A 17,163-nucleotide genomic window follows, 5' to 3' on the forward strand; every position below is an offset into this window, starting at 1 on the left:
AATCACGCCTACTTTTTGTAGTGAAGTGCATGACTGGATCTATTCAAACGTACTGAAGCAATAGTTAGTTAACCGTTCATTCCCAGCCCCCATAATGAACATGAGTTCCTCTGAAAATTCTAATCACTTTTTTACCTCTGTACTGGAAGGGTTTGTCGATGGCATTCTCATTGTGAATCCGCAAGGTGAATTTATTTATGCCAACACACCTGCTGCCCAGATTTGCCAACAGTTGAATCCTCAAAAAAATGCGCTGCCCGAAGAAGTTTGGCGATCGTGCGAAGCCCTGATCGAAAGTCGAGAACTCTATGGAGAACATCCGCTCATCATTGAGTCCGAAATCAACACTGAGCTTCAAACCTTTCGCCTTCGAGTCCAGTGGATCACGCTAGAAGATGCTCAAGAACCTTCTCTTTTAGTCCGACTTGAAGACCAGCAGCAATCGATGCAAAGTCTGGCAGTGACCGAAGCAAAAAAGTATGGATTGACCCCTCGTGAAGCGGAGGTTTGGTTTTTACGACGCTGTAACAAATCACGCAAAGAAATCGCGGCTCAACTGTACATCACGATCGATACCGTAAAGAAACACTTGGGCAATATTCAGTCCAAAAAACAAGCGCATCAAGAAAGCTGGTGCTGAAAGTCGCCCACCATCACTTAGAGGATGTTTGAAACGTATCGTTTATCGGATTCACCCGCCCCCAGACTGTAAAGTAGCTTCTGGTACGTTTCAAACGTTCTCTAACCATTACGTCAGTTACGTCAGTTTGATGAGCTTCTTCGCTTCGCTTGCAAATCCACAGAGCCAGCTAAATCCCCCACAAGTGAAGTTCTTCAGAATGGGCAGCTTGGGGGGCAGAAGATCCCAACATCGAAGCGAAAAACTTTCATCGAATTCACGCTAACAATTGCTGAATGAAATCATACAATTCTGGTTCGGGTCGGTCTTCGAGTTGCAGATCTTTGAGGTTAATTAATCCTTGAGCTAGTTCGATCGATCGCCCTTTATAACTATTGTGCGCGGCGACCAAATCCGTGAATACTTCTTGCTCAATTTGGAGCCGAGTGGCATCTTCTGGCAACGGCGAAGCGTATTCCACAGCGTTTGCTTCATACTTCAGTAAAAATATCAGAGCGCCACTGAGTTCTTTGAGTTGTTGCTGAAGTTTTTTGGTGTCAAGTTCCAATCGATCGAAGCCTACCTGCCCTTCAATTCTCAACTCAACCATTGGTTTTTTTTCAGGCTTCAACTGTTTTGATTTGATGGCTGATTGAACTTGAGCGATCGCCATTTCCTCAATTTCTTCGAGACTTTCTTGACCCCGCGCCGTCAGCTTTAATCGCACAAAAGGTCTCTGATAATACTCTTTTTTTAACTCTGCTTGAATGCCTTCAGGAGTCAGTTCTACTAGATAAGCACCGCGATCGTATTTCGACTCTTCAACACTATTCGCCTCCAACGACCCTGGATTAAAAATCCAACCCTGTTCACTATAGTTTTTGTGAATGTGACCCAACGCTAAATAGTCAATTCCGACGGCTTTAAGCGGTAACAAATCGTTGTAGCGCAACGCCCCTTGATATCTTGCAATCTGCCCTTCTAACCCGTGATGGAACAGCATCACCGAATGCCCCGGACTCGCCGGAAGTTGTTGAATGGCATCTGCCAAACGCTCGATCGCTCCCGGTGCAGACGCTCCATACCACTGAGAACCCAGGACGCGCACCCCACAGTCGAGATCAATATAGCCGCCCGATTCGCCATTCCACATTTCGTAGACGACTTCTCCCTGAGCCGATCGCTCTGGCTCCAACAAAATCAGCAGTTCATCTTGCGCCAGGTATTTCAGCCAATTGGTCTGCGTTCCGTAGGGGCGATTGTCGTGATTTCCCTCGATTACAATGACGGGAATGTGCTGTTCCTTCAGCATTTGCAAACACAGTTTTGCCTGATTGAGAATGTTGGGCTGAAGGGTGCGATGCTCAAACAAATCGCCTGCGATCGCGACAAAATCAACCTCAGCCTCGATCGCATACTTCTGCAACACGTCCTCAAACGCCAGGTAAAAATCTTTGGTGCGCTCTTTGCTGTCGTAGCGATCAAATCCCAAATGAACATCTGCGACATGAAGAAACCGAGGCATAACGATTAGGTGAGAAATAGTACAAGTAGTCTAACAGCGAATGACTAAAGGTCAAACAACAGTGAGCGATTTTCTCACAACTACTAACAATTGCTCATCTTTGAGAACTTGGAGCAACATCCGAATTGCGCCTGTCTTGGTGGCACCTGTTTTCTTGCAGTATGCTTCGAGTGCTGCAAAGTCTTCATCTGAAACCCGAAAATCTAATCGTTTAGACATGGTGTTTGTACGTTACTTGCCGTACGATAATATCATGCTCTTAGGATTCAAGACGGAACTCAAACTCAACCATCAGCAGCGTACCGACCTGCTGAAACATTCTGGCGTAGCGCGTCATGCGTGGAATTGGGGACTCGGACTAACCAAACAAATTCTTGACCACAACCAAGCAAATCCAGAGAACAGAATTAAATTCCCTTCTGCAATTGACTTGCATAAATGGTTGGTGGCATGGGTGAAGCCTGAAAATCCCTGGTACTTTGAGTCCTCAAAATGTGCGCCTCAATATGCGCTGCGAGATTTACGACTGGCTTGGGATAGGTGCTTTAAGAAAGTCTCAGGGGTTCCCAGGTTTAAGAAGAAAGGTAAAGGCGACTCATTTGAGTTGGACGGCACAATCAAGATTCGTGGTACTCGTCGAATTCAGGTTCCGAAACTTGGCATCCTGCGAACTTACGAAGAGTTGCCGCAAGTGCCCATCAAGAATGTCGCGATTAGCCGCACCGCCGATAGATGGTATCTCTCATTCCGAATTGAGGTAGAGCCGATCGCATCGCCTAAATCAGTTGATGTTGTGGGAGTGGATTTAGGCGTGAAGTCTCTCGCCACTCTCAGCACGGGCGAAGTCTTTGAGGGTGCGAAATCGTATCGCAAACTTGAATCAAAGCTGTCTCGACTGCAATGGCTCAATCGCCACAAACAGCGAGGATCAGCCAACTGGAAGAAAGCGCAAATCAGAATTGCCCGATTGCACCAACGGATTGTCAACCTCCGCAAAGACACGCTCCACAAGCTCACGACTTCTCTTGCCAAGAACCACAGCACGGTAGTCATTGAGGATCTTAATGTGTCTGGAATGATGGCAAATCACAAGCTTGCAAAAGCCATAGGTGATATGGGCTTCTATGAGTTCCGTCGGCAGTTGGACTACAAAACCAAGCTGTACGGGTCTGAACTCGTCATCGTAGACCGCTGGTTTCCATCAAGTAAAACTTGCTCGAATTGTGGAGCCAAAAAAGAAGCACTCACCCTCTCTGAGCGCGTGTTCACCTGTGAGCATTGCAGATTCAGTCTTGACCGAGATTTGAATGCGGCAATCAATTTGAAAAACGCGGGAAGCCATCCCGTGTCAGCCTGTGGATCGGGTGAAGCCGACTTCTCCGAGTTGAAGCAGGAAGATTTCAGTTTGTTAGCAAACGTTAGTAAATTATGAGCGGCGGTCGCTTACACTTCAACAGCTTGGGCGATCGCCCCATCAAATTCACAACTTCATCAAAGCCCTATTTCCCAATCCATTCCTCAGAAGCTTCCCGGATTGTCGTCTAGTGCCAGCAAGAAATTGACCAAATCATTCTGCTGAGAAGGCGAAAAACCAGTCGTAGCATCTACATAAAATTCGTGACCTGTGCCGTCTAGATTGCTCAGTTGCAGGGCAGGATTTAGCCGATTTACCGCAATCACTTGAGTTCGGAGAGACCGATCGAGCAACGCCCGCAAACTATCTGCCGGATCTGCTGGAATCGCCTGACTGAGCGTGCCCGAAAGTCCCAATCCGCTAGGGTCAACGATACTAAAACTGCCGTCTGCTCCCACTTGCAGCGCCCCCTTACGAACCGCCACGCCACCATCGTGCAGGTAAGGTGCCGTTAGATACAATCCCCGCAAAGAAGGCGTTTTGTAGCCACCGTCTGGCAACAATCCCTTGGGCAGTGTCGTTGGGCTGTCAGAAATGCCCGCCGTCGGCACGTCGATCACTTCAGCATTGGCAGGAATGGGAACTGGCGTATTCAAGCTGTAAATCTTGGGCGGAACCAGCAGCGCATTTTGAGCCAGACGCGATTCAGCACGAGCCGGATTTGATTTAATCTCAGCGATCGGGTGAATCAGATTATCTGTAAAGAAGGGCGATCGATGGCAGGTGACACACTGCGCTTGTTCAAAAATTTGGGCACCCCGTTCGACAGACCCGCTCTGCAACGCTTGCTGATTTTGTAGCGTCTGATTGGGTGGCGGCACCAAACTATTTTGCCAAGCGGACATCGCATTTGCCGCAAACAAAAACCGACCACTGGCAATGTCAAACTTAAGCGTATTGGGGCTAAAAACCAGACCATTGTAGGTAAACAGCGACAGCTTTAGATTGGGATAGCTGCCCACTCCCGGAGCCGCCACCTGATCTTCAAGTTCTGCTTGAGACAAATTGGGAGCCACCTGACGCAGCCACTCCGAGGGTTTGACGGGCGGCCCTGCTGGCAATCTCAGTTTTGGATCAGCCGCATTTTGCAGAACTGTCCCTAAATAAACTTCTCGATCGACCCCAAGCGTTTCTGCACTTCTCTGCGCCGCCGCCAACAAATTAATCTCCGACGAGTGAACGCCATTATTGATTGCACTCAACCCCCCAAACGGGCCAACCGCAAACTCGCCACCTGCTGTATAGGGGCCAGACTTAAAAGTAAATACCGCCGGAATTTGGGTCGTATTGTCAATGCTGTCGGGCGAACTTTCAAAATGACCGTAAGGCACCGCCAACACTGCATCATCAAACGCTCGTTCAAAGATTTGCGGGTCGGGAAGTTTTACTAATTTTCCGGTGCTGTCGAGGATCGTCTTGCCGTTGCCCTGATATTTAGCATCCAGCGGGTTGAAATTTAAGCGGGCAAACCCTGCGGCCGAGTTAGGAGCCAGCGCAATCAGCAGCGGCACCCCCAAATCGCCATTGGGAACGCCCTTAAGCTGCTCACCTTTGGGTGAAAGCGCAACATGGCAAATGGCACAGGTCACATCACCGCTGACTTTGAGACCGATCGGTAAGACCCCCCCTCGCGGAATATCCAGCCCCGTACTCACCGTTGTTCCTTTAAGAAAGGTTTGACTTCCTAGCGTGATGTTTTTCTGAAGCGTAATTTTGAGATTGCTGGTGGGCTGTCCGCCTTGTTTGAGAATCGCCGCCGTTAGCTCTGGAAACACTTGGGTGATGCCCTGTCCAAACCCCAAGACTCGCTGCAATCCAAAGGTATCGCCAATTTTGCGATCGAAAAAGATTTGCTCTCCTTTACTAATTAGTTGGGACGTGATTTTAACAGCCCCAATTCGAGCGTAGGACGTGGAGCTATTTGGATCAAGCCCTTTTTGACGAACGAGATCTGCGGCTTCTTGAGCAGTCAGCGATCGCCCAAAATAATCATAAGAGCCGATCACTTGAGTAGGCGCAGGGGACAGTAAAGGAGAAGTAGCATTTACTGCACCTGGATGTACTAAAAGATTTGAGATAAAAAAGGCTAAAAAGCTGACTAAAAGGCTGATCAAAAATAGAAAAAGTGTTCGACGATATCTCATGGAATTTTCCTCGTCTAGCTTTACTAAACTGCGGCAAAAGTTAGGCACTTCGTCAGACTCAACGATGCCCCTTCTGGATTTGGCTTGTAAAACTTACTTCGAGCGAATTCAACAATCGACGCACGATAGCGATCGATTCACTATCATCTTCTCGACAAATCCATTCAAAATTTGTTAATTATTATTTCCGTAAGCCTTAAGTTAAGAACTGTCTCATACGACTCAAAAAATTAGCGCTAACTCAACGTTTTAATTCATGTTTTTTAACAAAACTCTTAAATAAAAGAGATGCCTTACGATGAGATCGAGAAGGAATCAAAATGTCTTGTTATTCGCCTCTAAAATTCTGTTTTGGTCAATCTTGTTTCAGGAGATTTCCTTTATGAAACTTGCCCTTTGTCTGACGACAGCGTTCTACTGCTTACTTCTATCAATGTCGCCTGCTTTAGCTCAAAACGTTGACTACCCATGCTACATGCAAGGAGAAAATCGGCTTGTAGATCTTTCTAAACTGTGTGGTCAGCCTGTCTCAATGCCTGCCAACAGTGCCTTTGTGAGCGACTTTCAAACGTTGGCTGGTCAGTATCCGACTCAGGTCAATCAAGCACTCAACCAGTACATTGGGCAAAATCAAGGAAGCGCGATCGCCGCCGCTAAAACCACCTGCCGAGTGGTGAAATTTGGTGGTTCAACTGCCGCAGAAACTCGCCAACGAGCGCTTTTGGCTTACAACAATTCACCTGTAGACCAGGCAAAACAGCAGATTACCGCAGATCTGGCAACTACACACTTTTGCCCATAAACTGCTCAGTGCTGAAAAGTTCTAGCTTTGGAGTCCAGCGGGCAACTCAAACAGCCCATCCGATCCGGGGACAAAATTTACGACTTCGACGATCGCATCCAGGTTTAGCACGCCATACAAATGAGGAAACCACTTATCTTCCTCGACAAGCTCATACTTAATCTCTGACTGCACCTTGTCAATCTCAATGCAAAGCAACACCAGCGACAATTCGCTTCGATAAAAGCGGTTAGCTACCCAGACAACTTGTTGAAGCTCGGAGCAGTGAATAAAGCCCTCTGTTTCTAGAGAATCACACCGATAAAAGCCTTGCTGTTGTGCTTGCTGCCATTGGTCTTGAGAAGTAATGTGGAAAATAAGACTCATAGCCAGCCAAAACGATTAGTGCGTCAGCGTCTGTTGCGGTGAAGAAGTCTGCATGTGCAAACTCAATGAGGGCAGTGAGAATGCCTGAAACGATGAGAAACTAGGCGCTTCACTGGCTTTGGGTGATCTTGCCGCCGCCAGAAGACTCAGGAGTAAGGTGATTACCGCCGCTTGGAGTAGTTTTTCTAACATCACAAATTCTCGACTTCAGGAACAACCGAACTGCGTAACCACCCTTTCAAAAATCCTACTCAAGAAAGGTACGATCGCGTTCTTCTTTTAAGATGTCCTAATTGATTGAGATGGTTTGTGATTTCCCTCACGACGGCATAAACACTTAATCACTTTGCTCACAGAATCTTCATATCCTGAGAATTACTGGATCAAGTGAGCAGAGCCTAACAGTAAAGCACTCAGACCATGTTTTGCCTACGGAACGGTGGCTGCGATCGATTTGAGTTACCCGCAAGGAGTCACCTCGCACTAAACCTTGTCACACCGAATTTCAATCAAAAACCCATCCGGGTCATAAAAATAGATCCCGCGCCCCGTCGGACGGCTAACCGGGCCATGATCGATGAGAATCTGATGGTGATGCAACACCTCAACGGCACGATCGAACGCTTCAGGAGCGATGTCAAACGCTAGATGATTGGCGCGAGTAAACTGCTGTCGGGGGTCAGGATGAGGCGCAGACAAGTCAGGCTCCCAAAACAAATCGAGAATCATGTCATCTGGAGTCTTAAAATTGGCAACCTTCCCAGAAGCAACTTCAGCCTTTAGCGTTTCGGGGACTTCTGCACCCGTTAGCTCGTGTAGCCCTAAAACTTCACCGTAAAAATGACGAGACACCTGCATATCGCGCACATTGATGGCAAAGTGATGCACACGACGCAGGCTACCTGGAGACAACGTAAGGGTTGGAGATGTGGAGAGCATATAACGTGTTGAGGAGTGAGGGTTGGATGTCAAAAGACTTTCATAGCAGCTAACACTCTTTTAGCGTGAGACTCTACAAAACTCACCCTTTTCTCAAAATTCAGTCGATCGCAGGCTGACATTATGGGGATCGTCAAATCTCGATTGTTTAAAGCATCTGCGATAGCAAGCTGAGATCTGGGAGCACTTTTGAGGAGAGCTAGAGGGGATCTAACGGCGAGTCACCGACTAAAGATATTTATCTGCGCTCAGTTTGAAATTGCTTGAAAAGACGTTTGAGAAGCAGCGAATCGATCGTAGATACAAGGTATTTCAGCTTATTCTTTATTAGAATCTTAACGAAGTCAGTTTTCTCTAACACCTCCACTGAGTACGTCTCAGGCTTTTCTAGACCTTCCAGACAACTAACAAAATTAACTCAGCACTCGCTTAAAAGTCTGATGTCAAAATTTAGAACTGGCCCACGGGGATCAATCACTTTTCGATAAATAAAATTACTTCCCTCAGATAGAGATTTTTACTTCACATTAACTTTATACTGTCTATTGGTGAAAAAGTATCGTCCACTACAATTTATTCTAGACACACATGTCAATCCTTGGTTTTGTATGGGTAGCATCATGGTTTGGCTGCTTTCCAGAGATTGGGGAAAAGCTGATCGAAGCGCCTAAACACCTGGCGCAGATCTTCTCCAATCAGATACCGCAGCCTCTTCGAGATACCCGCAAGGGGTCGAGCAATGCGTCTGACATTTCAAAAACCTCCCTAAAAAGCGCAATCAACTCAGTTCGCAGTTCCTATCTTTTCAACCTTGTACCGCTTAATTTAAAGCTGAGTCAAAGTTTTCATCCAGCACAATCCGCAGAACAGCCCGCCTCACCCAACGCAGTTTTGTTAGGAGCGATCGAATCTTTTTTAAGTCCCAAGTCAGCTTCTCCAGAGACGCATTCAGAAAGCCCAGAATCAGCCTTGCAGCCGATCGCTTGGACAGTCTCCTCAGAAGTTGTTACGGACAATCCGTTTAACTACCTGGCCGAAGTGGTGCAAAACTTCTTTACGGGGGTGCCGACTTTAGCTGCGGAGTCCAGTTCTGTAGTCGTGCTTCAAGCAGGGTCGCAGCAGAGCGAAAGTTTGAAACAAGTCCGCACTGGCTTTTGGCGATGTCCCACCCAACCCGAAAGCTTCTCAGGGCAGACCACAGGATTTCAAATTTGGGTCAAAGGATGCCTCGTGGCAGAGATTCCCCATCAGACTGAAGCAGAAGCGATCGCTCAGAAACTAGAAGAGCTGCTCAAAGAGCCTGGACTCGATGCTTCCCAATTAAGACCCAGCATTGAGCGCAACCATCCCGCCGGAAAGTTGGGCGATCGCGTCCTATTTGTCATCGACGATGATTTGGCGGCTCAGTTTGAGCGTCCGGCTGAGATAGTGGCGATCGAATGGGTCAACAATTTGCGCGTCGCTCTGAGTCAGCCGTCGCTTTCGCTGGCAGACGCTCAGGTGACTATGCACAGCTTGCGAGACACCGGAGACAGTATCAGTGGGTTAGCGTCCTGGTACGGCCCTTACTTTCATGGACGAGAGACGGCAACCGGGGAGATTTTTGACCAAAACGAACTGACTGCTGCTCACCCTTCCTTGCCCTTCGGCACCTATTTAAGGGTGACCAATCTGGCAAACGGCAAAAGCGTCGTCGTGCGGGTCAACGATCGTGGGCCCTACTTTGACAACCGAGTATTGGATCTCTCTAATCGGGCCGCCCGTTGTATCCACAGCGAAGACAAAGGGGTGGTGCCGATCGAAGCTGTGATCATGCAGCCCACCCTCAGTGAAAATATTGCCTTTAAGTAGTCCCAAACGGCAAAACGATGTGGCGGGTGGCATCGATCGTCAACCATCCTTCTTCTCGAAGCTGGCCGAGGAGGCGGGTAATCGTGACGCGAGTGGTGCCGATCGCATTGGCCAGGTGTTGATGTGTCAGCCTTACGTTAATGCGAACTCCTGCCTTGACGGGTTGCCCAACTTCATGTTGTAGCAGCAAGAGAAGCTGACGCAATCGATCTTCGACTCGGCGGCATCCGGCCAATGCCAGAAAGGCTTCTGCTTGCTGAAGGCGACGACTCATATGGCGACAGATTTCCTGGGCCAGAACAGGCGATTGCTCGATTTCTGACAGGCTGACAGCCATCAAGTCTACATCGGTGAGGGCGATCGCTTGATAAGGCTGAATGTAGGTCAGAGGCAACCCAAAGGGCATAGAGGAGTTGGCTAGTCCCAGTAGCGCCTCGTCCCCAGAGGGATAAAGCGTACTCAGGAGCACTACACCTCGACAGACGACCCAAATTTCGTGAGGCGACATCTGGATTGACTGCCCACTGCGAAATGGCTGCAAATTGCGTCCTTGATAGCGCTGCTCTAAAACTTGGCGCAGATCAGGATGGTTGAGAACTTCGGAACTAAAAGATTGGATCATGTGAGGTTCAAGGGGATATCAGATCCTATTCCTCACCTTAGAACCTTGACTTCAAGGTTAGGTAATTTCAAGGTTGGGGTCAGGTTAAGCTTTGGAGTAATCAATGATTTGAGTTGGGAAAGTCGATCGTGCTTTCGATCCGTTGCCGAAGCTTGAAGTAGCGAACAACCGAATCCTCACAACTCAAACCTCACAACTCAAATAAGATAGCGATAGTTGCGCTTTCCTTAACCTGGTTACAATGAGGGGTGAGAACCGGATAAGGGTGAAATTGCGGTGACTGCAACTCCAGATGGCGACGGGCAGAAGGGGCCTTACCAGAAGGTCGCGAGTTCTAATCATTACACCCTGTTGGGGCTGCATCCCTCAGCGTCGGTGCAAGAAATCAGACAGACTTACCGGGAAATGAGTAAGCTGTATCACCCAGACACGACTCAGTTGCCGCCTGCGATCGCCACTCAAAAATTTCAGCAACTCAACGAAGCCTACGCGACGCTTTGTAATCCCGATCGCCGAAGTGCTTATGATCTCAAGATTGGGTACTCTCGTGTCGTTGTGGTACAGCCGCTTCCTAGTTTGAGTCGGCCCCAGCCGCGCTACACCGATTCTGCTTACATTGACGCAACTGATCGACCGCTCTCACCCGGAGAGATTTTTGCCCTGTTTATTTTGGGCATCACTTTTGTGGGATGTTTAATTTTGGCCATTACGATCGGCTTTACGAGAGGAGAGTCTGCTTTCCAGCCGCTGACGACTCAAGAAGCGATCGTCCAAGAGATTCCACAACTTCCACAGCCGATGGAGAAATTAACTTCTCCCGAAACGCCCGAAATCCCAATAACGTCCAATGTCCCTTGATCGAATCTCAACCCAAACCCGCATGACTCTTCCTTCGGCTGACACTCCCTTATATAACCATCCTCTTCCCCAGATTGAATTCTGGCTTGCCAAAAAAGGCGGTCAGCAAGATTCTGAAGATTTGCACTGCTGGCTGATCGAGACTCCCCAGTGGCGAGCCGAAATCTGTCTAGAAGTTGAGCAACTGGCAGTTCGCTACTTATTAGATGATCGGCCCGATGTGCAAAGAGCCTTTAAATACTCGCTGAGTCGTCAGGATATCGAAGACGCTATTTTTGCTGGCCCGTGACTGTCTTCTATTTTTCTAAAACTCTGCCAAACCTGCGATCGCGCTCCTGATAAGACACCAGAGCTTGATGAAATTCGTGACGATTAAAGTCAGGCCACAAGGTTTTCGTCACGTAGATCTCGGCATAGGCCATCTGCCACAGCAGAAAGTTACTAATCCGCATTTCTCCACTCGTGCGAATTAGCAGGTCAGGATCACAGGTTCCCGCAGTGTAAAGGTGTCGCTCAAACAAACTTTCGTCGATCTCGTCGGGCTGCAAATGTCCCTGTTGTACTTGAGTAGCGATCGCTCGGCAGGCCTTGAGAATCTCTTGTCGTCCGCCGTAATTGGTGGCAACTGTAAAGCGAATTCCTTGATTGTCCTGAGTTTCTAGCATCGATCGCTCGATCTCATTTTGTAGCGTTGGGGGCAGAGCATCCAGATTACCGACGAATTTGATCCGCACATTTTCCTGCATCATTTCGCGCAGTTCTTGCCGTAAGACTCGCTCAAACAGCGTCATCAAAAACTCCACTTCTTCGAGCGGCCGGCCCCAATTTTCGGTCGAAAAGGCATAAGCTGTTAGCGCTTGAACGCCCCAATCTCGACAGCACCTCAACAGATCTTTGAGCGCATCCACCCCTCGCCGGTGACCCATAATTCGCGGGAGACCCTGACTTTTTGCCCAGCGGCCGTTGCCATCCATAATGACAGCAACATGTTTGGGAAGGCGAGCGCGATCGAGGTCAGCCGGGAGTTCTTGAAGGATCGTTTGCTTGGCAGTCATTGTTTTCTGGGGGAAGCCGATGCTTGAGGTGGAAAAGGGTTGTAGGTGTCGAGCAGGATTCGACTCTAGAGTAACGATTCTGAGACGAAATAAAGATAAATCTCTTGCAAAGATGCCATAAGATCAGTCCCTTCATTCTGCTTTTTTTTCATCTTTGGGCCGGCCACTGATTTTTTGGGTGCCGCTAATTTTTGAAAACAGGGCGAAAACTTTGGTGGCAATTTGGCGGCCCAGGGTGCGGAAATCGGGGGCAACGGCTTCGCGATCGCCGGATTGAGAAAATCGCGCTTCCAACAGTTCTTTGAGTTTGCTGCTGGTTAAAGGACGGTTTAGTGTGCCCCGCTCGGCTAAGGAAATTGATCCGGTTTCTTCAGATACAACAACACAGATGCAATTTTCGACTCGTTCGGTAATTCCCATTGCGGCTCGATGTCGCGTCCCCAATTGTCGAGAAGCCGTCCGCTCTGAAAGAGGCAAAATCACGCCTGCGGCCAGAATGCGCGACCCTCGAATCAGCACCGCCCCATCGTGCAGCAGCGTCGTCGTTTGAAAGATAGTTTGCAGCAGTTCTTTAGACACTTCCGCGTTGATCTTGACCCCAGGAACGGAGAAATCTCGCTCATCGATCGGGCTAGAAGTCTCCAAAATTAACAGTGCCCCCGTCCGATTCTGAGATAATTCTTTAACGGCATCGACGATCTCATCGCTGACGCTATCAGTTCTAGGTAAGCTGCCACGCGATGGTTGGAACAGTTGAAGGATCTCTCCTCGTCCAAGCTGTTCTAAAAAGCGTCGAAACTCTGATTGAAGAATAAAAGCCATCGCAACCGCCGCCCCGATCACCAAATTATTCAGCACAAAACTGAGCAGCGTCAGGTCGAGTCTGCGACTAATCGCGGCTGCCAACATCAAAACGATGAAACCTCTGACCATCCAAAGGGTTCGACGCTCACCAATGATGACTAACATCACATACGTAAGCGCCAACACTAACCCAATGTCAATCAAAAACCTGAGATTTGAAAGTATAAAAGTCAACAAGGACTGTATTCCAGTCAGGGGTGAGGGAGAACTTCGTTCCGCTTCGCGAGGAGGGACGAGGGAGGGCGTTGCCCCGCTTTTGCGAGGAGGAATGAAGAAGTCATGCGATCGAGAAAACGTCTAGGTTGCCTCTAGCGTAATCTGACCAAACACCTTTTTACCTCTGCCCTGATCCTCTATTCCGTCTTATTTCAGCCGTTCGGGTAATCGATCGTGCCGAATCAAATCTTCATAGGTTTCGCGCTGCAAGATGATGTTAGCTTCACCTGCATTGACCAAAACCGCCGCCGGGCGGGGTAGACGATTGTAGTTAGAGGACATGCTGTAATTGTAGGCTCCTGTTGACATGACAACTAGCAGGTCACCTGATTGCGTTTCTGGCAGTGCAGCCTCTTTGATCAGAATGTCGCCCGATTCACAGTGCTTTCCAGCGATCGTGACTTGAGTGGCGATTGGCGCAGACATGCGATTGGCGATTAAGGCTCTGTAAACCGACTGGTAAGTGATGGGGCGAGGATTATCCGACATGCCGCCATCCACACTAAGGTAGGTGCGAATGCCCGGAACCGTTTTTTGTCCCCCGACGGTGTAGACGGTCACGCAGGCAGAGCCAATCAGCGATCGACCGGGTTCCGACAATAGTTTTGGCAGAGGCATATTTTCACTCTGACAGGCAGCTACTACGGAGTCACAGACAACTTTTACCCACTCGTCAATGCTGGGAGGATCGTCTGATTCTGTATAACGAATGCCCAATCCACCGCCGATGTTGAGTTCTTGAATCTTCAGGTTATGTTTGGCCGCCTTGCTCAACCACTGCACCATGACTGATCCCAAATCCTGGTGAGGTTGCAGTTCAAAAATTTGGGAGCCAATGTGAGCATGTAAACCCACAAATTCCAGCGCAGGTTGCTGACTGACAAATTGAAAGATTTCGTCTACCTGGTTGGGATCAAACCCAAACTTGCTGTCGAGGTGTCCGGTGCGAATGTATTCGTGAGTGTGGCACTCGATGCCCGGTGTCAAGCGCAGCATAATCCGAACGGGATTTTTCCCTTTCACCAAGTCAGCCAGCGTTTGCAGCTCTAGCCAATTGTCGATCATCAAAGTGCAGCCTGAGTCGATCGCCAGCTTCAACTCATCCAAAGATTTATTGTTGCCGTGGAGATAAAGCTTTTGGGGATCAACGCCGGCCTTGAGTGCAGTGTAGAGTTCGCCACCCGAAACGATATCGATGCCTAAGTCCTCACTGGCGACGATCGCGCAGACCGCTAAACAGTTCCACGCTTTGGATGCATAAAGAACCTGCGACTCGCCTGGATAGTATTTTTTGAACGCATCCCGATATTGACGACAGGCTGTTCTCAGCGTCTCCTCATCCAAAACATAGAGGGGAGAGCCGTATCTTTGCACCAGATCAACCAGATCACAGCCTCCGATTTCGAGATGATCGCGATCGTTCACTCTTGCGGTGAGAGGCATTAAAAATTGATTTGGAGAGCCATCGGAGTCAGAATTTGGAATATACTGACGACCGGAATTAGCAATTGCAATCGGGGTCGATACCATGCGTTGTTCCTCAATGCTGGCAGGTGTTCTAGTTAGCTTTTTCGCAGTATCTACCAGTCTACAATTGAGGGCTGTGGATTTAGGGCAAATTTTTAGTTAGGCACTTGAGATAAGCACTTGGGACATTTCTAGGTCAAAGTCAGACCTGGTAAAATTTTTTAGAAAACCGCCACAATCATCTGCTGGGCGAATTTGTTGAAGGAACAGAAGCAGGAATCGTAAATAATGGAAGTGGGCGCTTCTTGAGTGCAGGCTTATTCAGAATTCGATCGATTGCCGTTGCTTTCTGAGGTTGCTTCAGAGATCGATATTTTTCCGCAATCTGATCGAGCGTCTGCCAGTGCCATCGAGCGATCGCAGAACTTCCATTAGACAGCTTTTGCACAGATTCTTCTCTGTTCTTGACCACAGTTTGGGCTGCGACGACAGCTAAATCCAGCGATCGAATCGCACTGGAATCTTTTTTGAGGGTTCGATATTGATTTGCGATTTCTAGCAGAATCTCAGCACGATCAGCATAGAACTGAAATTGCTTTTGATCTTCGGTCATGCGCTCAAGTAATTTCGTAGCTTGCGACTTGCGACCGACTCGAATGTTGTATTGCACGAGCGATAAGCGAAACTCTGCCAAAGCTTTGCGATCGCCTAATTTATCTTCGTTGATCGCGTTCAGCAATCCCTCAACTTGATCGAGGATTGCACCTTTTTCCTGGATGTGATCGTTTGATGCCCCCCGTGTGATGCGGTCTGCAACCTCGACAAAAAATCTCGATCGAATCATGCAGTCTTCAATCTCATTCGCCAGAATCCATCCATTGACCGCATCTTTACCAGAAGCAGACATCCAGCGGTTTGCCATTTTTTCTTGAGTTCGCGATCGCACTTTCGGGTCATCGATCAGTGCAACAAAGCGCTTTGACATCTCTAGCTCTAGTTGTAGTTCCCCAATTCCTAGCCAAATTTGAGACTGAGCATCAGAGTTTGGAAAGAGCCTTGCAATCTCTCGAAATCCTTCTAATTGACCGATAATTGCAAATGCGATCGCGACTGGCGTGGTCGCTTCATCTAGGTATTCTGAATCTTGAGGCACCGTTTTTAAAAGCGCGATCGCTTCAGGTTTTCGATTGCTCTTGAGCAAGCGGGCGGCGATCGCTCCAATCCCTCTAGCACGCTCACGAGACCGTCGAGGAAATTGGGTAATCACTAGACGAGAGGCCCGATTTATCTCACCTGATTCGGCTAGTTCGTACGAAAGTCGAGAAAACAGTTCGGACTGAATGGGTTCAGACTGCTTCTGAATCTCCGCAAGGGCTTCATCCCATTGTTTTGCGTAAATCAACTTCGAGATCCGATCTTTGATCTGATTCTTCTGATTCTCTTGTTCAAAATCAACCCTACCGCCTGAACCCGATTTGTTTGAAGAGTTTCCAAAGTACTCTGCAAAAATCGGCCGTCGCGCTTGAGCATCTGTCTTACAATCGGTCTGAATTTTAGGAAGTTCGATTTTGGCAGCGATCGCTGGGCAACTTGGAGCAACTAGTGCAGAAGTTAACAAAATCATCAATGACTGGGCAAAACGCATGTTTTCAAGCAATCGCAAAACTCACCCAATTATTCTACAGCAAGCCCTTAAGGTCTGAAATTTTACGATCGCAGTCTCAGAGAAGCTTCGATACAATCAGAACAGGACTCATTTTGTATTCGTGTGACTCTGATTGCTCTACGACTGATCGATCGCGATCTCTTACCTGCCATTCTTGAACTCGATCGCCTCTGCTTTGGAGGACTGTGGACACTTGAGGGCTATGAGCGTGAAATCGACAGCCCAAATAGTGAACTCGTTGCGATCACCTTAGACCAAACGCTGGTGGGTTATGGCTGTCTCTGGTCGATCGTTGATGAAGCCCACATTACGATCGTCGCTGTCCATCCCGATTACCGTCATCAAGGCTTAGGTCAAACCCTCCTGCTCGCCCTCCTAGAGTCTGCTCATCAGCGTGGATTGGAACGATCAACCCTGGAGGTCAGAATTTCTAATCAATCAGCTATTGACCTTTATCGAAAATTCGGTTTCAAAGTAGCCGGACGACGCAAAGGTTACTACGAAGATACTGGTGAGGATGCGTTGATTTTGTGGCGGGGCGGACTGCAAACCCTTGAGTTTTCTGACTTGTTGAGCAAATGGGCGACTGAAGTGAGCGATCGTTTAACGCGATCAAATTGGGCAATAACTGTCAATTTAGATACTATTACAAGAAAAAAATCTTTCTTGACAGATTCTTAAGACTTCGTTGACAATCTGCCCTTGGCGGTAAAATTCACCCTTTGACGAAAGCGAATCATAGCGTTCGGTTATCG

General features: G+C 48.3%; 18 protein-coding genes. 7 read left to right on the plus strand and 11 right to left on the minus strand.

Going from position 1 to position 17,163, the window contains the following annotated elements; all coding sequences use genetic code 11:
• The first annotated feature begins 100 nt into the window (after nt 1-100).
• Nucleotides 101-640, plus strand: a complete 540-nt coding sequence (locus ACJ2PR_RS11785; RefSeq protein WP_446877125.1) for a LuxR C-terminal-related transcriptional regulator — start codon at nt 101-103, stop codon at nt 638-640.
• A gap of 256 nt (nt 641-896) precedes the next feature.
• On the opposite strand, the gene ACJ2PR_RS11790 is transcribed toward ACJ2PR_RS11785, so the two are convergent.
• Nucleotides 897-2,144 carry a metallophosphoesterase family protein gene (locus ACJ2PR_RS11790; protein ID WP_446877126.1) on the minus strand — a complete coding sequence of 416 codons (1,248 nt, stop codon included), beginning with the start codon at nt 2,142-2,144 and terminating at the stop codon, nt 897-899.
• Nucleotides 2,145-2,195: 51 nt separating this feature from the next.
• Nucleotides 2,196-2,363: a hypothetical protein gene (locus ACJ2PR_RS11795; RefSeq protein WP_446877127.1), complete on the minus strand. Its 168-nt coding sequence runs from the start codon at nt 2,361-2,363 to the stop codon at nt 2,196-2,198.
• A 34-nt stretch (nt 2,364-2,397) separates the two neighbouring features.
• On the opposite strand from ACJ2PR_RS11795, the gene ACJ2PR_RS11800 reads away from it, so the two are divergent.
• Complete coding sequence (locus tag ACJ2PR_RS11800; RefSeq protein ID WP_446877128.1) at nt 2,398-3,576, plus strand: RNA-guided endonuclease InsQ/TnpB family protein; 1,179 nt, start codon at nt 2,398-2,400, stop codon at nt 3,574-3,576.
• A gap of 86 nt (nt 3,577-3,662) precedes the next feature.
• Here ACJ2PR_RS11800 and ACJ2PR_RS11805 read toward each other — a convergent pair whose 3' ends face one another.
• Nucleotides 3,663-5,702, minus strand: coding sequence for a hypothetical protein (locus ACJ2PR_RS11805; RefSeq protein WP_446866425.1), 2,040 nt, complete (start codon nt 5,700-5,702; stop codon nt 3,663-3,665).
• A 382-nt stretch (nt 5,703-6,084) separates the two neighbouring features.
• Between ACJ2PR_RS11805 and ACJ2PR_RS11810 the strand changes: the two genes are divergently transcribed.
• Nucleotides 6,085-6,504, plus strand: coding sequence for a DUF732 domain-containing protein (locus ACJ2PR_RS11810; RefSeq protein WP_446877129.1), 420 nt, complete (start codon nt 6,085-6,087; stop codon nt 6,502-6,504).
• 21 nt (nt 6,505-6,525) lie between these two features.
• Here the strand turns inward: ACJ2PR_RS11810 and ACJ2PR_RS11815 are convergent, their stop codons facing one another.
• The 3 genes from ACJ2PR_RS11815 to ACJ2PR_RS11825 all read right to left on the minus strand — a co-directional run bounded on the left by ACJ2PR_RS11815 (nt 6,526) and on the right by ACJ2PR_RS11825 (nt 7,809).
• A complete protein-coding gene (locus ACJ2PR_RS11815; protein WP_446877130.1) occupies nt 6,526-6,870 on the minus strand; it encodes a DUF952 domain-containing protein in 345 nt (114 codons plus the stop codon).
• A gap of 15 nt (nt 6,871-6,885) precedes the next feature.
• Entirely contained in the window at nt 6,886-7,062 is a 177-nt protein-coding gene (locus ACJ2PR_RS11820; protein ID WP_446866422.1) for a hypothetical protein, read from the minus strand.
• A 291-nt stretch (nt 7,063-7,353) separates the two neighbouring features.
• Nucleotides 7,354-7,809, minus strand: a complete 456-nt coding sequence (locus tag ACJ2PR_RS11825) for a VOC family protein (protein ID WP_446866421.1) — start codon at nt 7,807-7,809, stop codon at nt 7,354-7,356.
• Nucleotides 7,810-8,397: 588 nt separating this feature from the next.
• Here ACJ2PR_RS11825 and ACJ2PR_RS11830 point away from each other — a divergent pair.
• Nucleotides 8,398-9,660 carry a septal ring lytic transglycosylase RlpA family protein gene (locus ACJ2PR_RS11830; RefSeq protein WP_446877131.1) on the plus strand — a complete coding sequence of 421 codons (1,263 nt, stop codon included), beginning with the start codon at nt 8,398-8,400 and terminating at the stop codon, nt 9,658-9,660.
• On the opposite strand, the gene ACJ2PR_RS11835 is transcribed toward ACJ2PR_RS11830, so the two are convergent.
• The gene (locus ACJ2PR_RS11835; RefSeq protein ID WP_446859538.1) at nt 9,653-10,282 is read right to left on the minus strand and encodes a Crp/Fnr family transcriptional regulator; all 630 of its coding nucleotides are present in this window, start codon (nt 10,280-10,282) and stop codon (nt 9,653-9,655) included. The genes ACJ2PR_RS11830 and ACJ2PR_RS11835 overlap by 8 nt on opposite strands.
• Nucleotides 10,283-10,558: 276 nt before the next feature.
• On the opposite strand from ACJ2PR_RS11835, the gene ACJ2PR_RS11840 reads away from it, so the two are divergent.
• Nucleotides 10,559-11,140, plus strand: coding sequence for a J domain-containing protein (locus ACJ2PR_RS11840; RefSeq protein WP_446866419.1), 582 nt, complete (start codon nt 10,559-10,561; stop codon nt 11,138-11,140).
• Nucleotides 11,130-11,429 (plus strand): DUF3143 domain-containing protein, encoded by a 300-nt coding sequence (locus ACJ2PR_RS11845; protein WP_446859540.1) that lies wholly within the window; start codon nt 11,130-11,132, stop codon nt 11,427-11,429. Before ACJ2PR_RS11840 ends, ACJ2PR_RS11845 begins: the two co-directional genes overlap by 11 nt.
• A gap of 7 nt (nt 11,430-11,436) precedes the next feature.
• On the opposite strand, the gene uppS is transcribed toward ACJ2PR_RS11845, so the two are convergent.
• From uppS to ACJ2PR_RS11865, 4 genes are all read right to left on the minus strand, one after another.
• Entirely contained in the window at nt 11,437-12,195 is a 759-nt protein-coding gene (gene uppS, locus ACJ2PR_RS11850) for a polyprenyl diphosphate synthase (RefSeq protein WP_446859541.1), read from the minus strand.
• A 132-nt stretch (nt 12,196-12,327) separates the two neighbouring features.
• Nucleotides 12,328-13,185, minus strand: coding sequence for a diadenylate cyclase CdaA (gene cdaA / locus ACJ2PR_RS11855; protein ID WP_446877154.1), 858 nt, complete (start codon nt 13,183-13,185; stop codon nt 12,328-12,330).
• 237 nt (nt 13,186-13,422) lie between these two features.
• Nucleotides 13,423-14,805, minus strand: a complete 1,383-nt coding sequence (lysA, locus tag ACJ2PR_RS11860; RefSeq protein ID WP_446877132.1) for a diaminopimelate decarboxylase — start codon at nt 14,803-14,805, stop codon at nt 13,423-13,425.
• Nucleotides 14,806-14,980: 175 nt separating this feature from the next.
• The gene (locus ACJ2PR_RS11865) at nt 14,981-16,387 is read right to left on the minus strand and encodes a hypothetical protein (RefSeq protein ID WP_446877133.1); all 1,407 of its coding nucleotides are present in this window, start codon (nt 16,385-16,387) and stop codon (nt 14,981-14,983) included.
• Nucleotides 16,388-16,510: 123 nt separating this feature from the next.
• On the opposite strand from ACJ2PR_RS11865, the gene rimI reads away from it, so the two are divergent.
• Nucleotides 16,511-17,089 carry a ribosomal protein S18-alanine N-acetyltransferase gene (rimI, locus tag ACJ2PR_RS11870; RefSeq protein ID WP_446877134.1) on the plus strand — a complete coding sequence of 193 codons (579 nt, stop codon included), beginning with the start codon at nt 16,511-16,513 and terminating at the stop codon, nt 17,087-17,089.
• The last annotated feature ends 74 nt before the right edge of the window (nt 17,090-17,163 follow it).

It is taken from the genome of Phormidesmis sp. 146-33 (genome assembly GCF_052939515.1).